Annotated in this window: 10 protein-coding genes; 3 read left to right on the top strand and 7 right to left on the bottom strand. The window is 43.5% G+C overall.

Features of this window, described 5'->3' with window-relative positions:
* The first annotated feature begins 214 nt into the window (after positions 1-214).
* Genes MHH65_RS19080 through rplI form a run of 3 tightly spaced genes read left to right on the top strand, consistent with a single transcriptional unit; the run spans position 215 to position 3,609 of the window.
* The gene (locus tag MHH65_RS19080; protein ID WP_335350974.1) at positions 215-1,153 is read left to right on the top strand and encodes a YybS family protein; all 939 of its coding nucleotides are present in this window, start codon (positions 215-217) and stop codon (positions 1,151-1,153) included.
* Positions 1,154-1,183: 30 nt separating this feature from the next.
* Entirely contained in the window at positions 1,184-3,163 is a 1,980-nt protein-coding gene (locus tag MHH65_RS19075) for a DHH family phosphoesterase (RefSeq protein WP_046312571.1), read from the top strand.
* On the top strand, positions 3,160-3,609 hold the full coding sequence (gene rplI, locus MHH65_RS19070; RefSeq protein WP_008359128.1) for a 50S ribosomal protein L9: 450 nt from the start codon (positions 3,160-3,162) through the stop codon (positions 3,607-3,609). Before MHH65_RS19075 ends, rplI begins: the two co-directional genes overlap by 4 nt.
* Before the next feature lie 40 nt (positions 3,610-3,649).
* Here the strand turns inward: rplI and MHH65_RS19065 are convergent, their stop codons facing one another.
* The 7 genes from MHH65_RS19065 to MHH65_RS19035 all read right to left on the bottom strand — a co-directional run bounded on the left by MHH65_RS19065 (position 3,650) and on the right by MHH65_RS19035 (position 16,144).
* Positions 3,650-4,864: an MFS transporter gene (locus tag MHH65_RS19065; protein ID WP_034283619.1), complete on the bottom strand. Its 1,215-nt coding sequence runs from the start codon at positions 4,862-4,864 to the stop codon at positions 3,650-3,652.
* Positions 4,865-4,886: 22 nt separating this feature from the next.
* A complete protein-coding gene (locus tag MHH65_RS19060; RefSeq protein WP_064498621.1) occupies positions 4,887-5,033 on the bottom strand; it encodes a YycC family protein in 147 nt (48 codons plus the stop codon).
* A 72-nt stretch (positions 5,034-5,105) separates the two neighbouring features.
* Positions 5,106-5,840: an alpha/beta hydrolase-fold protein gene (locus MHH65_RS19055; RefSeq protein ID WP_034283617.1), complete on the bottom strand. Its 735-nt coding sequence runs from the start codon at positions 5,838-5,840 to the stop codon at positions 5,106-5,108.
* A gap of 94 nt (positions 5,841-5,934) precedes the next feature.
* Complete coding sequence (locus tag MHH65_RS19050; protein ID WP_034283615.1) at positions 5,935-6,900, bottom strand: iron-hydroxamate ABC transporter substrate-binding protein; 966 nt, start codon at positions 6,898-6,900, stop codon at positions 5,935-5,937.
* Between the two features lie 98 nt (positions 6,901-6,998).
* Positions 6,999-8,624, bottom strand: coding sequence for a helix-turn-helix domain-containing protein (locus MHH65_RS19045; protein ID WP_098677376.1), 1,626 nt, complete (start codon positions 8,622-8,624; stop codon positions 6,999-7,001).
* A gap of 123 nt (positions 8,625-8,747) precedes the next feature.
* Positions 8,748-8,975 carry an MbtH family protein gene (locus tag MHH65_RS19040; RefSeq protein ID WP_025093680.1) on the bottom strand — a complete coding sequence of 76 codons (228 nt, stop codon included), beginning with the start codon at positions 8,973-8,975 and terminating at the stop codon, positions 8,748-8,750.
* 20 nt (positions 8,976-8,995) lie between these two features.
* Complete coding sequence (locus tag MHH65_RS19035; RefSeq protein WP_335350975.1) at positions 8,996-16,144, bottom strand: amino acid adenylation domain-containing protein; 7,149 nt, start codon at positions 16,142-16,144, stop codon at positions 8,996-8,998.
* Positions 16,145-16,158 lie beyond the last annotated feature (14 nt).

Raw genomic sequence — 16,158 nt, 5'->3', positions numbered from 1 at the left:
AAAAATTGTAACATGCTGTTTGAAAACTTGCATGTGCGGTTCCATATCGGTGTTCCACGTGAAACGCTCCCAGGACAGCCTGCATTTTACTTGAGATTTACCGCTATGGTAAAATAAAGGTTGGGGCAAGACATGATGGAGCTGACATCATACGTATACATAGAAGTACACATTGAGCAAGATATAGACAAAAGGATTGGATAGAGGTGAAGGTGTGAAACAAACAAAAGCGTTAGTAGAGGGCGCAATCATGATGAGTATTTTTGCGGTCATGATGCTGTTTTATTTGTATGTGCCGCTTTTATCTATTATTTTCTTTCTAGCTGCTCCGATTCCGATCATCCTCTATACAATCAGACACGGCTTGAAAAAAGGAATTGCTGCTGGCGCTATTGGCATAGTGATCAGCTTTTTAATTGGGTCTATGGCTGGACTCATGAGTGCACCTATCTTAATTGCCGTCGGATTGGGCATGGGTGTTTTCTACAGCAGAAGGCAGCCTGGGAATGCCATCATTACAGGTGCGCTGCTTTATTTATTCAGTATTCTCATCTCCTTTGTTGTCAGTGTCCAGCTCTTTCAAATCGATATTATGAATATTGCGAAAGAGTCGATTGAGCAAATGATGCCGATGGTAGAGAGTGTTTTAAAGCAATCCGGGGCTTCTGAAAAGGACATAGCTAAACAGCTCAAACAGTTTAAAGAGATGCAGGATACGGCATTAAGTGCTTTACCTGTAGCGTTATTGATTTTGGTGACGCTGATGGCTTTTGTGAATCACTGGTTCGCGCGGCCTTTGCTCAAACGGTTTGTTTCAGACATGCCGTCCTTGAAGAAATTTAAGGATATGCGGCTGCCAAAAAGCATGGTATGGTATTATTTACTCACATTGCTTTTGATGCTGATTCAGACGGAAAAAGGCAGCTTTTTATGGCTCGTTCAAACGAGTGCGTTTCAAATTTTATTTATACTGGTGCTTATTCAGGGATTTTCTTTTCTCTTCTATTATTGCCACGAAAAAAACATCTCAAAAGCGGTACCCATTTTCGCTGTCGTGTTAACGGTTTTCTTTCCGCCAATCGGTGTGATTGTGCGAATTATAGGGATTGCTGACATAGGCTTTGATTTAAGAGAAAAAGTAAAAAACAAATAATTCACTCTGAATGTTGAGGAGTTGATATCAGTGCCAAGCTTCTATAGAAAACCTGTCATCAAGTATCCGATCTTCGCGTTAATTGTTCTTGCGGTGGTCACAGTCCTCCTCAACCTTTATTTCAATTGGATCATAGGAGCAGTTGGTCTTATCGTCCTTGCAGGTGTGCTCTACTTCTTAAAGTGGGCAGATACGCAAGTGCAGAAAGAGATTGATTCATATATTTCAACATTATCCTATCGAGTCAAAAAGGTTGGAGAAGAAGCATTAATGGAGATGCCAATTGGTATTATGCTGTTTAATGACCAGTATTATATCGAATGGACCAATCCGTTTCTCGCTTCGTGCTTTCATGAGAGCACACTTGTCGGCAGATCCTTGTACGATACATTCGAGTCTATTGTGCCTCTTATTAAACAAGAGGTCGAGACCGAGAATGTGACGCTGAATGACCGGAAATTCAAAGTCATTATTAAACGGTCAGAGCGCCTTTTATATTTCTTTGATGTCACGGAACAGGTGCAGATTGAACGACAGTACGAAAATGAACGAACGGTGTTATCTTATATCTTTTTAGACAACTACGACGATGTCACGCAGGGCCTTGATGATCAAGTGCGCAGCGCGATTAATAGTGAAGTGACGTCTTTGCTCAACAATTGGGCACAAGAATACGGTATTTTCCTGAAGAGAATTTCGTCTGAACGATTTATGGCGGTTCTAAATGAGAGCATTTTAGCTGAGCTTGAAGCGTCAAAATTCTCCATTTTAGACGAGGTCCGTGAGAAAACAGGGGCACATAGTGCGACGCTTACTCTGAGTATCGGGATCGGTGCGTCCGTTCCTTCCTTAAAAGAGCTTGGAGCACTTGCGCAGTCGAGTCTTGACCTTGCCCTCGGACGAGGCGGGGATCAGGTCGCCATTAAACAGCCGAATGGAAAAGTGAAATTCTACGGTGGAAAAACGAATCCAATGGAGAAACGGACACGCGTACGCGCACGGGTCATTTCTCATGCTTTAAAAGAAATTGTATCTGAAAGCGGCAATGTCATGATCATGGGGCATAAGTTCCCAGACATGGACTCGATCGGTGCATCCATTGGGATTTTAAAGGTCGCCCAGGCCAATGGAAAAGAAGGCTATATTGTCATTGATGCCAATCAGATTGGCGACAGTGTTCAACGCTTAATTAGTGAAATTAAAAATTATGAAGAGCTTTGGTCACGTTTTATCACCCCAGAGGAAGCAATGGAGCTTGCAAAGGATGATACATTGCTTGTCGTCGTGGATACACATAAACCGTCTCTCGTTATGGAAGAACGGCTGCTGAATAAGATTGAAAATGTCGTGGTCATTGACCATCATAGACGCGGCGAGGAATTTATCCGTGATCCTTTACTTGTTTATATGGAGCCGTATGCTTCATCTACAGCAGAGCTTGTGACAGAGCTTTTAGAGTATCAGCCGAAGAAATTACGGATTAACATGATTGAGGCGACTGCGCTTCTGGCTGGGATCATCGTTGATACGAAGAGTTTCTCCCTGAGAACGGGGTCAAGAACGTTCGATGCAGCATCCTACCTTCGTGCAAAGGGAGCAGATCCTGTCCTTGTGCAAAAGTTCTTAAAAGAAACCGTCGATCATTACATCAAACGAGCAAAACTCATTCAGCATACAGAACTGTATCAAAATCAGGTGGCCATTGCTTCATTGCCATCTGACAGGTCGGAGTATTATGATCAAATTACGATTGCCCAGACAGCGGATTCCCTGTTGTCAATGAGTGAGGTAGAAGCGTCATTTGCTGTCGCTAGACGAGATGACGACACAGTATGTATTAGTGCTAGATCATTAGGGGATATCAACGTTCAAATTATTATGGAAGCATTAGACGGCGGCGGTCATTTGACTAACGCTGCTACCCAGATTTATGGTATAACCATTGAAGAAGCGGTAGGGAAATTAAAGGCTGCCATTGACGAATATTTCGAAGGAGGGGTTCAAAGATGAAAGTCATCTTTCTAAAAGACGTAAAAGGCAAAGGAAAAAAAGGCGAAGTCAAGAATGTAGCTGACGGATACGCGCACAACTTTCTCATCAAACAAGGGTTAGCTGTTGAAGCAACTCCAACGAACCTAAGCGCATTGGAAGGGCAGAAAAACAAAGAGAAAAAGAATGCCATCCAAGAGCTTGAACAAGCAAAACAATTAAAAGAAACACTTGAGGCGTTAACAGTGGAACTCACTGCAAAATCAGGTGAAGGCGGCCGTTTGTTTGGCTCGATTACAAGCAAACAAATCGCTGATAAATTGCAAAAAGATCATCAAATTAAACTCGATAAGCGTAAAATCGAGCTGAATGACGCCATCCGTGCATTAGGTTACACAAATGTACCGGTGAAGCTTCATCCAGAGGTACAAGCAACGTTAAAGGTACATGTGACAGAGCAGGCATAAGTAGAAAAGAACCCGTCTCACGAGGAGGCGGGTTCTTTTTTTATGAAGGATCTGAAATATAGACACTGCGTCCAGCACGCATACCGGATAAAAACATGAAAAATAGGATGATGATAAAGATGATAATCGCTGGTGTCCATGTATGTGTGGAATCAAAAAGGATACCAATCATGAACGGCCCAACAGCAGCTAATAAATAACCGAGAGACTGCGCCATTCCAGAGAGGGCAGCTGCTTGTTCCATATTGGTTGTACGTAAACCGATAAATGTGAGGGCAAGACTGATACTGGCCCCTTGTCCAATGCCGATCAATAGAACAGAGATGACAAGGATAGGCGTCGATCCTCCGAGGAGAAGTCCAATCATGCCGAGTAAATACACAAGGACAAGGCCGGCGACAAGCGGTCTTTGCGTTTTTAATTTTTCTGCAAAAACGGGCGTTAAGAAGGTGGATGGCAGCCCAACAAACTGCATAATGGACAGCATCCATCCAGCTGTCGACAGGTTCATTCCATGGGATGTTAAGATATCAGGAAACCATGCGATGCTGCTATAGAAAAGGAATGACTGCAACCCCATAAAAAAGGTCACCTGCCATGCAACACGTGAACGCCATATTGGCTGCTCTGTAAGAGAAATACTTTTGACGGCCGCTGTATTCTGATGAAGAAGCTGCGGCGCCCAAACCATCATGGCGAGAAGGGCAAGTCCAGCCCATACAAGGAATGATGTATTCCAGCCGCCAGGCATCGTATGACTGAGCGGAACACTGACACCTGATGCAAGTGCAGCGAAGACGGACATTGAAGTTGTATATACACTTGTCATCAAGCCTGCATGTGCAGGAAATTTATGCTTCACAAGCCCCGGTAAGAGCACATTGCAAATCGCAATTCCAACGCCGACCAGCGCTGTTCCAATCATTAAGAAGGTGATGGAGCCAAACGAGCGAATCACAATCCCAAAGAGAAGGACGGCAAGTCCAAGCCAGAGGGTTCGTTCATTGCCAAGTCGTTTTCCGATTTTAGGTGCAATTGGAGAAAGCAATGCGAATGAGAGCAGTGGTAATGTCGTAAGAAAACCCGCCAGTCCATTTGAAAGCTGTAAATCGGAACGAATCGCGCCGATAACAGGGCCAACGGATGTAATGGCAGGCCGAAGATTAAATGCAATAAGCAAAATCCCAGCAATCAGCAGGATGGTTTGTCCTGTACTGCGAGGATGTAATGTTGATTTTTCTAGTTGTTGTTCCATGAATGTAAACTCCTTTATTTCTTTAAGAAGAACGATCTTTCTTCTGTTCAAGCTCCGCTAATTTAGCTAATAAGATATGCTGCGGCATATGCATGATTTGTTCTAACGGTACATTGAGTGATGCAGCAAGCTTTTGTGCGGTATCGGCTGAGATTTGTAAAGGTCTCATGCGCAAATCCCTCCTCTTTCAATCTATACGTTCCAATATATCATATCGGCTTTGTGCCATGCTGATAAAAAATTAGCGTTCTCTTTGATAAAACCACTTTAGGGCCGATAAGAAATTTTTTTGAAATTGTTTCAGATGATGGCCCTCCCCTTGTTCGATGTGATATTGCAGCTGCCTTTCTTGCATCCCTTTCTGTAATAAAAGGTCATGCAGTTGTTTGTTGAATAAAGGCATGTGCTGTTGAGCAGATGTTTTGCCTTTCCCTTCTTCACTGCCTACAGACAAATAAATAAAGTGATCCACACACTGAATGCTTTGTTGTTTAGCAAACGGTAGAAAATCTTGATACCAAAATGACCCGGAGATCGATGCGATGTTTTTAAAAAGATCAGGGTGCATGAATAAAGTATAAATAGCAAACAGCCCGCCTAATGAAGCACCTACGTGGCTATGTTCATGACAGGTCTCTTGAACTGGATATTCTCTTTTGATATATGGGAGTAAGTCATTCGCTAAAAATGACACATACGTCTGTGCCTCACCTTTAAAGTCAGGAAACCCAGATCGCAGTGATGACGCCTTCCATGGTGTATATTCGTCAAGTCGATTGAATGGGTGTATGCCGACAATGATGATTGGCGAGATGGTTTTAGTTTCGATCATTCTTTCGATCTCTAGCAGGTGTGTTCTAAACAAAGAAGAGCCATCTTGTACAAAGACAGCTGGAACATCAATAGAGGTGTCCTGTGGAAGGTAAATATCAAGCTGACGCCCATTAAACTCATCATATAGAAACGTTCCGTTCATGTGTATCCTCTCCTAAAGGTTTTCAACTGCGTTGAAAAGAAGACAAAGGGCTAAACAATTTAGCCCTTTGTCAAAAATCTGATTACGCATCTGTTTAGTTGTTTTGATCTAACCATTTGACAGCCTTATCAAGGAAGGTTGTTTTGCTTAGTGCTGTTCCTCCTTGAAGCATAGGATCAACGGCATTTTCATTGATGTGCCCATTTTTCACAGCTTTTAGGCTTGTCCAAATTTTATTTTTCTCTAAGTCCTTCAATGCATTTGGATTCGAGGAGTTTTCCTCTTTAGAGAACTGAACAAAAATATAGTCAGGATTGAGTTCGCCAAGGCGCTCCAATGAAATCAATGCTTGTGCTTTGGCTTTTTTGATATCACTTGGTGCTGTAAATCCTAAGTCCCCATATAAGGTCGAGTTGAAGTATACGTCTTCAGGGTAAACGTACAGGTCGCCCTGTCTAATGCGCAAAATGACAGCTGTTTTGTTGCTGCTTTTGTCTTTCAGGGTTTCTTTCGCTTGTTTGAGATCTTTCTGATAATCAGAAATGATGTTTTTCGCTTCTTTACTTTTTCCAGTCAGTTCACCGAGTAATAATAGATTGCTTTCCCAGTCAGAAGAGACATGGGATACTGGGATCGTCGTTTGGACTTTATCCAATTTTTTAATTGTTGCAGGCGGGAACTTGGTTGATCCGAGTATCACATCTGGTTTTAGTTTTAGGATTTTTTCCAGGTTCGGTTCTGTTTTTTCACCGATACCTTCTGTTTTCGCTGTAATGTCTTTAAATAATTCAGGGAATGTGCCGCCTACAGTAGAAGCACCAATAGGCTCGATACCAAGTAATTTTGCATCTTCCATTGATTCAAGGCTTCCAGCAATGACAATTCGTTTCACTGGTGTTTTGAGTTTGTACGTTTGATCTAAGTAGTTGATATTTGTTTCTGCTGTTTCAGCTGACTTGCTTTTGGTCGTGTTTGAAGCAGGTTTATTTTCTGCAGCACCACAGGCTGCTGCGGTGATCGTCATGATACAAAGGATAAGCAATGCGAACCATTTTTTCATTTGTTTTCTCCTTTAACTGATAATTGTTCTCAATTAAAGATTGTAGTAGTCTTTTGTCCTTTTATCCATAGACAATGATCTGTCAAATGATGGACTTTTTACGGAAAAAAAGATAAAAGGTCCTGAATGACTCGTTGATGACTGGCTGCTGTGTATTCACGCCAAGGGTCAGACGTAAGTGGATAGACGGCTTGCTGCGTCACAGCCTTGAGATTTTGCCAAGACTCCTGCTGCTTTAACTTTTGATAAAAAGCAATGGTTTTTGGCTCCTTATGCAGGAAGAGGAAGATGGCGTCTGGATCTAGCTGTTGTATAGAGCGAATGCTGATTTTCTTTTCTATTAGCTGGCCGTCATTCTGAAAAGCTGGCAGAAGGCCAATATCTTGAAAAATTACTTCTGACATGGTGCGATTCACAGACAAATAGAGCTGATCTTGAAAGATACGAAGAGGCAGGACGGTTTTTGGTGGATGATCAAAAAGGCATGTCTTTTTCGCTTGATTGACGAGTTCCTCGTAATGAATCAGCCATTCTTCTGCTTCGTTCGCTTCGTTTAGGAACGTAGCTGTTTGTTTGAATTGAGTGCGCCAATCTAATTGTGTGAATGGAACAAAGTGAACAGGACAGATGGTTTTTAACACTTGTTTTTCTTCCTCTGTCACATGATCATTGGCAATGATCAGCTCAGGTTTTGTTTCCTTTAATAGCTGTAAATTGGCTTCAGCGTGCTCGTTGATCCGATGTGCACTCAGGTGAATCGGAATTTCTTCTGCATGATGCTCAAAATCATGTGCTGTCCACTTAGGGTGAAGAGGGGCAGCATATGGGATGATATGAATGGGTGTGAGCTGGCCGAGTATGGAATGGCCATAGGCTGCAATTTTCCGCTGACGGCTTTTCATATAAGTTGAAGGGGTTATGCCCGTTTTTTTCTTAAAGATGCGGCTGAAGTAATACGGATCTTGATAGCCGATTTCCAGTGCAATGTCTTTGAGCTTTGCGTTGCCTTTTGCCATTAATTGTTTGGCTCTAGCCATCCTTTTCTTGGTGATATAATCAGTGACACTCACATCAAAATGCTTTTTAAATAGCTCACTGTAATGATTGGCGCTGATGCCAGCCATATGAGATAGACTTGTCAGGCTGAGGGGTTCTTCGGAATGTTGATCGATATATTGTTTTGTTTTGAAAAGGGCATGTGCCGTGTCACAAATATCTTCTTTATGCAGTGTGAAAAGCTGCATAATGAGCTGCTGAAAAAGAGTTTGGCTTCTAAAAAAGCTAATGGATTCAGGTCTTTGCCATTCCTCTGTCATATCGGACAATAAAGAATGAATATGTTCAATCGAGCTAATATCGATAAATTGCCATTTATTCAGTAAAGAACGGGCATGTTCCGTTGATACTTCTCCTATGTTTTGATTTTGCAGCGTGTAGAGCTGAAAGCGAAACAGATAGAGCTCGTGTTTTTGATAAGGCTCTGTTTTTAACATAAATGTTTCCCCAGGCATGATTGTATAGAGTGTCAGATGTTTCAATCGCCATTTTTGATCGTTCAATGTGAGTAAACCGCTGCCGCTTATGCTGAAGAGGAGGCAGAATGTATCTGATAGCTGCTGCTCTGTATGTGGAAGCTCTGCATTATTTATTTTTTCAGTATATGTTAATCGGTAGATGAATTGTTCGGCATTTGCCAATGTACGTAATTGATTGTTGTTTCCCATAAAACCACCTGATCTCTTATTGATTGATAAACATTCTCAATTAAATTGTAGCAGAAAGAGCTGAAAGATGGTGATGTTTATTCTGTCAAAAAAGCACCCTGATGGAGATCAGGGTGCGATGATTTATTCCGTTTTTCCATGTGCTAGCGCAGGTTCTTTTGTTAAGCTTAATGGCCGCAAGTCCTGCCAGTGTGTCTGGATATAATCGATGCAGGCATTTCTAGTGTCTTCACCAAAGACCTTTTCCCATCCATCTGGCACTGGTGCAAATGATGGCCAAAGTGAATGCTGTCCTTGTTCATTGACCAGCACAAGAAATACACCGTCTTCACGATCAAAGGGATTTGTCACTTGTCATCTCTCCTTTATTCTTAGTGCTTTTGTTTGACCCGATGCAGTGCGTTGTCTAAGATGACACCAATTTCTGCTAGGGGTTTAGGCTGGCACATGTCTTTGTGCCGGCAATGAATGTCGTGCTGTTCGATTGTTCCGTTGATATAAGGTGACCATGCTTCGGGATCAATTGGTGTAAACCAATCTGGGATAATGGTAGATCTAAAGAATAATATGTCCCCCTGATAAGTTTTTGGCTGATATTCTCCAAGCAATCGAACTGAATTCACATAGGTTTCTTTTAGATTTCTAATGGCATCTTCACTTAAGCTTGCTAGTGCACTGCCATCTTTTTTCAAAATGTCGACGGCACTTTTCATCGTGAGCGGTTCACCTGTTAAGGTATCTGGATCATAACCGCCAAGCGCAAGAAGAGCGATTAGTGCTTCTTCTTCATCAGGTGCTGCTTTAATCGGTAAGAAATGGTTCGGATAGGCATCCAGCATCGCAACGAGTGCGATTTCTTCACCTTGCTTCTGGAGCTGTGTAGCCATAGCCTGAACAACGTTTCCGCCTAATGACCAGCCAAGAAGATGATAAGGGCCTTTTGGCTGAATCGTTTGGATGTGCTTGATGTAATCCGCAGCCATATCATCTAGTGTGTGCGGGTAGTCATCTTTTCTTGCGATTCCTCGAGCCTGTAATCCATAAATAGGGATGTCTTTTTCTAATGTATTCAAGAGACCTGCATAGCACCAGCTAAGACCACCTGCTGGATGAACACAGAAGAGTGGATATCTTTCTCCATTTGTTCGCAGCGGCAGCAAGATGTCTAGTGCGTTTTCATCGCTTCCTGTTTCTAGTTTCTCTGCCAAACTTGCCACATTTGGTGCTTCAAACAATGTTCCAATGCTTAGTTTGACACCAAGTGCATCACGAATGCGGCTGATTAAACGAACTGCAAGCAGTGAATGCCCGCCAATGTCAAAAAAGCGATCGTCTATGCTGATTTTAGGCAAATCAAGCACCTCTTCAAAGAGATGACATAGGATTTCCTCTTTCGGGTTTCTAGGGCCGCGGCCATCTGCTTGCTGCATATGCAATTGAGGTGCTGGCAGTGATTTTTGATCAAGCTTCCCGTTTGCTGTAAGCGGCATGGCGTCAATCTGTACATATGCCGCGGGCACCATGTAATCAGGAAGACTGGCTGCTGCAAAATGACGAAGGGTTTCAGTATCGAAATGGTCTTCTTCAGTTGTGATGATATATGCGACTAAGCGTTTGTCGCCAGGCTGATCCTCTCGCATCATGACGGCAACTTGTGCAACTGCATCGTGGCGTGCCAGAACGGCTTCAATTTCTCCAAGTTCAATGCGAAATCCGCGTATTTTAATTTGATGATCAGATCTGCCAATGTAATCAAGAGCCCCTTCTTCTGTCCAGCGCGCAAGGTCGCCTGTACGATACATCCTTGTGCCAGGTGCCCCATATGGATCGGCAGGGAATCGATCTGATGTCAGGTCAGGTCTGCCTAGATAACCTCTTGCAAGGCCAGCTCCAGCTACATACATTTCACCTGTCGTCCCAGGGGGAACAGGCTGCAGGTATTCATCTAGTACGTACACGTGTAAATCAGGAATCGGTTCGCCTATTAAACTGCTGGAGTTCTTTGTGATCATATCTCGATTGAGTTCATTGTACGTAACGTGTACGGTGGTTTCTGTGATGCCGTACATGTTAAAGAGCTTTGGCTTACAGTCTGAGTGACGGCTGTACCAATCTTCTAATCTGCTAAGCTCTAATGCTTCACCGCCAAAGATGACATAGCGGAGTGATAATGCTTGGCCTAGTGTTTGTTGTTCCTTGTCTATCTGCATGAGCTGATAGAAGGCAGAAGGTGTTTGATTAAGTACAGTCACGCCTTCCTCAACTAGAAGCTGCAGCATCTCTTCTGGGGAGCGAGAGATGGTATGAGGTACAATGACAAGCCGGCCGCCATATAAAAGTGGTCCCCATATTTCCCATACTGAAAAATCAAAGGCATATGAATGGAACATTGTCCAAACATCTTCTTCATCAAATTGGAACCAATGTTCAGTAGATGTCAGAAGACGGATGACATTTTGGTGTGGGATGACCACTCCTTTTGGTTTCCCTGTAGAACCGGATGTATAAATAATATAGGCCGGATGCAGAGAAGATAGCGGCTCAATTCTGTCTATATCAGCTGGATTGTGATTTGGCGTAGTCAGCAATTGATCGCTCGTTTCCTTTTCGTCTAACAAAATCAAATCGCAATCAGCAGGGAGGTGCATTGCATCTGCTTTTGTTGTGATGCTGCAAACGGGTTTGGCATCTTGTATCATGTATGCCAGCCTGTCTGCTGGATAATCGGGATCAAGCGGAACATAGGCTGCGCCTGCTTTATGAACGGCTAATAAGCTTATGAGCATATCGATTGATCTAGGCAGGGCAAGTGCAACGAACTGTTCTGGTCCAACGCCTCTTTCTATTAATAAATGAGCAAGACGATTGGCTTTGTTGTTTAACTCACCATAGGTCAGCTGCCTCTTGCCATCCGTTACTGCGACTCGATCAGGAGATTGCTGCGCCGTTTTTTCAAATAAAGCCGGGAGACTATGTGCTTGGTCTAACTGAGCAATTGTCTTTTTGTCAGGGAGAAATGTTTGCCGCTCTTTATCTGATAAAATGTTCACTTGACCAATCGGCAGATGCGGGCGCTCAGCTACCTCTGTTAAAAAGCGCTTCATTCTGTCAGCGATTGCTCGAATGGTGCTTTGTTTAAATACATCTGTGCTGAATTCAAACAATCCTGTTAATCCCGCTGCTGACCCAGTTTCCGTTCTTTGTTCTGCCAATTCGATGGTCAGATCAAATTTAGCTGACCCTACTGGTTTCACGTAAAGATCTGAGTCAAGTTGTGTCAGCTTCATTTCTGCCTTCGGTGTATTTTGGAAGGCTAGCATGACCTGGAACAATGGATTTCTTGATCTGGACCGGGTTGGGTTTAGGATTTCAACTAGCCGTTCAAATGGCAGATCCTGATGCTCATAGGCTGCTAGGTCAACGTCTCGCACTCGCTTCAATAGCTCACTAAAGGTTGGATTACCAGCTGTATTTGTACGTAATACTAGTGTGTTCACAAACAAGCCCACAATATCGTCAAGTGCATCGTCATTCCGTCCAGCAATTGGACTGCCGATTGGGATATCTGTACCGGCCCCAATGCGTGTCAGTAATGCTGCAAGTGATGCTTGAAGCACCATGAACAAACTCACTTGATGCTGCTTTGCAAGCTCAAGGAGGTTCTGATGTAAAGCGGGTTCAATCGTAAAGTCTATCGTCGCACCGTTGAAGCTTCCTTCCTGTGGACGCGGGAAGTCATAAGGCAGTTCAAGTTCTTCAGGCAGGTCATGTAAGGCATCTTTCCAATAGCTGAGCTGCTTGGCAAATAGACTATCCGCCTTTTCTTCACTGCCCAACAGCTTCTGCTGCCAAATAGCATAGTCAGCATATTGAACAGGTTCTGCTGGCAAGGAGATGGATTTTCCTTGTATACGGGCTTCGTAAGCAGCAGCTAAGTCTCGCGTCAATGGTGCAAGTGACCAGCCGTCACCAGCGATGTGATGCAGCAATAGAAGCAGTACGGATCGGTTTGCATCAAGCGTGAATAATTCAGCTCGAAGTGCAGGTTCTTCTTCAATCTGAAAGCTATAGCGAATGGCTTCGTTTAACTGATTCTCAATTTGTTGATCGCTTGAAGCTGTGACATGGAGTTCAGGCTGAACACTTTTCGGGTGTAAAATGACCTGTCTTGGCATGCCGTTCTTATCTGGAAAAATGGTTCTAAGGGTTTCGTGTTTTTCAGTGATATCTGCCAGTGCACCAATGAGAGCTGTTTGATCTAGTGTACCTGTCAGCTGAATGACAAGTGGAATATTGTAAGTTGGACTTGGCCCTTCAAGGCAATGAAGGAACCAGAGCCGTTTTTGGGCAAAGGATAATGGAATTTCATCTGGTTTGTCTTCAACCTGAAGCGGCGGCCGAATGTCCTTCGCTTTGTCAATGTGCTGCGCAAGCTCAGCAACCCGAGGCGATTCAAAAATGGTACTCATGCTTAGGTCTGCGCCAAGTGTATCGCGTATACGTCTAAGCAGGCGAGCGGCGAGTAAGGAATGTCCTCCTAAGTCAAAGAAACTATCATCTATGCCAATTTGAGATAGGCCAAGGGTTTCTGCAAATAAACTACATAACATGTCTTCTTGTGGTGTTCTAGGTGTACGCTCAGAACTAACTAAAGACATATTTGGTGCTGGTAATGCTTTGCGGTCGATTTTGCCGTTTGGTGTAAGTGGAAGTTCTGGTAACACGACAACAGCAGAGGGCACCATGTAGTCAGGAAGTAATGCAGCCGCAAACTGCCTGAGCTCTGAAGGGTGCAGAGAAGACCCGTCTGTCAGCACAACATACGCACAAAGCAGCTGCTGCCCAGGTTGATCCTCACGAACGATAACAGATGTATGCTTTATGGCTTGATGCTGCATCATCACTGTTTCAATTTCACCTAGTTCAATACGGAAGCCGCGGATTTTAATTTGATGATCGGCACGGCTGATATAATCAATTGAACCATCTTCACGCCATCTGGCTAAATCACCAGTGCGATACATTCTCGTGCCTTTTGTGCCGAATGGATCAGCGACAAAGCGTTCAGCCGTTAAATCATATCGTCCAAGATATCCTCTGGATACTCCTTCACCTGCAATATAAAGCTCACCGATTGATCCTGCTGGGACTGGGTTTAGTCCTTCATCTAAAATGTAAATGCTCGTATTCCAAATGGGTTTACCAATTGCCGGTCCACTATTTTCTCGATGTGCTGTGACATTTTCCATCGTAGACCAGATCGTCGTTTCTGTAGGTCCGTACAAATTAGTAATGTCACATTGAAGAGATTGCAATGTGTGCAAAAGGGAGGCAGGGAGTGCTTCACCTCCAACAAGAACACGCATACCTGTGATCACATCAGGGTATTCATCTGCCAACGCATGCCACAACGTTGGTGTTGCCTGCATGATTGTGACATGATGAGAACGAATCATGTCTGAAAGCTTTGCTGGTTCTTGTATGGTTTCTTTTTTTGCCAATAAAATAGCAGCCCCATGTAAAAGCGGTAGGAACATTTCCAGCCCAGAAATATCAAAGGCAATGGTCGTTACCGCTAAAAGCTGGTCTTTTTGATCTAATAAAAATGAATCTTGCATGGACAATATAAAGTTGATCACATTTCGTTTTGTTACTACAACACCCTTTGGTTTGCCTGTCGATCCTGACGTGTAGAGGATGTAAGCTGGGTGATGTGGAGAGCCCTCGCTCCAAGCCGGATTGATGTGCGGACTGTCTGCTATCTCCTGATGAACAGTTGAATCATCCAGCTGAACGATGTGCGGATGGTCCAAACCGTCTGCTGTCTCTTTGACTGTGAGCAAGCACGCTGGTTTGGCATCTTCTAGCATATAGGCGACACGATCGTTAGGATAATCAGGGTCTAGTGGCAGATATGCGGCTCCCGTTTTGACGACGGCTAATAGACTTACGACCATATTGATGGACCGAGGCAGAGCAATTGCGACAAATTGTTCTGGTCCAATGTCATGTTTTTTCAAATAATGAGCTAATTGATTAGCCCGGTTATTCAACTCCTCATAGGTCAAAGTAATTCCTTCAAACTGTAATGCTTTTGCTTGTGGTGTTTTGCTCACCTGTTTTTCAAATAGTTCCCGTAAAGATTCCTTTGGTAATTCTCGTTTTGTATCATTCCAGTGCTTGAGGATGTTCTCTTTCTCTTCAGACAAAAGAAGGTTGAATTGACTGATCGTTTGATCTTGCTCTAGTCCGGTTATTTCCTCCAGCAATTGCAGAAAACGCTGCTGATGAGCGTCAACTGCTTGCTCTTTGTATACGGCAGGGTTTGCATCAAAGTCGATTTGAAATCCGTTCCCATCCGTGCGGTCGTATATGTTAATCGATATATCATCCACGGGTCCTGCTGAAAGGTTATGTGCTTGACCAATGCTCTGATCGAACATGAGATCATAATCAAATGGCATGATATTGATCTGCGGGCCAAATAATCGCTGATTTCTTCCGATGAGTTTAAAGTCTCTCCGCATGTCCTCGTGACGATATCTTTGATGAGGGCGAATGGCTTTTAGTTCATCAGATACTTGGCGAACAAGTGCTGATAGCGTCATTTCTGGTTTGCATGTTAAACGAAGCGGTACCAGGTTCATGACCATTCCGGGTGTTTGTAAGGCGCACGATCCAAGGCGCATCATCACAGGAAGCCCTAAAACAATATCATGTGCACCAGTCATACGATGCATATATAAAGCGGATGCAGCAAGGATCATTTCATGCCACGTACCACCGAAGGCTTGAGCATTTTTTTTCATTTTGCTTACCTTTTCTGCATCGTAGCCAGCCGTTTTTCGGATAAAATGATCCGACGTTCTTGGGGCAAGCTCAGCAAGGCTGACAATTTCCGGTTGATCAGCAAAGCGATTTTTCCAAAACGCTTGATCATCTTCATATCGATTAGACTGTTGATAGGTGAGCTCCTCTTGGACTACGTCATGTAAGGATCCAAATGTTTGAGGGGGCATTGGTGTCCCTTTCGATAGGGCTGAATAGACCTCAGCAACACGACGCGCAATGAGCGAAAAGGCGAATCCATCAATGGCAATGTGATGAATGCGCTGATACCAAATAAATCGGTCGTCAGCAAGCTGAAAAAGTACTTCACGGAATAATACATCTTTCTCTAAAGAGACTGGTGTTGAAAGATCGGTTTTCATCCATGCTTTAGCCGCATCAAGCGGCTGTTTTTCATTTTGTAAATTGACATATTGAAATGGGATTTCTTTCTTAGATGTCATCCATTGCTTTGGACCGTCAGTATCTTCAATGAAGCGCATATACAAGGAATCTGCTTCTAAGACAGTCTTTCTAATGGCTGCTTCAAAATGTATGGGATCAATAGGACCTTTAATCTCTATATACTCAGCTGTATTGAAAATAGGATTAGCTGGATCAAGCTGCTGCGCGTACCAAATGCCTGATTGGGCACCGGTTAGTGGGAATGAATCGACTGACTGGATCGACAAGGGTCTATACCTCC

Source organism: Bacillus sp. FSL L8-0654, from assembly GCF_038629965.1.
Taxonomy (GTDB): domain Bacteria; phylum Bacillota; class Bacilli; order Bacillales; family Bacillaceae; genus Bacillus; species Bacillus safensis.
The sequence above is the reverse complement of the archived record's forward strand: the minus strand, read 5'-3'. Positions and strand labels throughout refer to the sequence as shown.

What these genes read in the sequence shown, in the direction of transcription:
- rplI (WP_008359128.1), top strand. Translation starts at nt 3,160, where the DNA reads ATGAAAGTCATCTTTCTAAAAGACGTAAAAGGCAAAGGAAAAAAAGGC.
- MHH65_RS19065 (WP_034283619.1), bottom strand. Translation starts at nt 4,864, where the DNA reads ATGGAACAACAACTAGAAAAATCAACATTACATCCTCGCAGTACAGGA.
- MHH65_RS19060 (WP_064498621.1), bottom strand. Translation starts at nt 5,033, where the DNA reads ATGAGACCTTTACAAATCTCAGCCGATACCGCACAAAAGCTTGCTGCA.
- MHH65_RS19055 (WP_034283617.1), bottom strand. Translation starts at nt 5,840, where the DNA reads ATGAACGGAACGTTTCTATATGATGAGTTTAATGGGCGTCAGCTTGAT.
- MHH65_RS19050 (WP_034283615.1), bottom strand. Translation starts at nt 6,900, where the DNA reads ATGAAAAAATGGTTCGCATTGCTTATCCTTTGTATCATGACGATCACC.
- MHH65_RS19045 (WP_098677376.1), bottom strand. Translation starts at nt 8,624, where the DNA reads ATGGGAAACAACAATCAATTACGTACATTGGCAAATGCCGAACAATTC.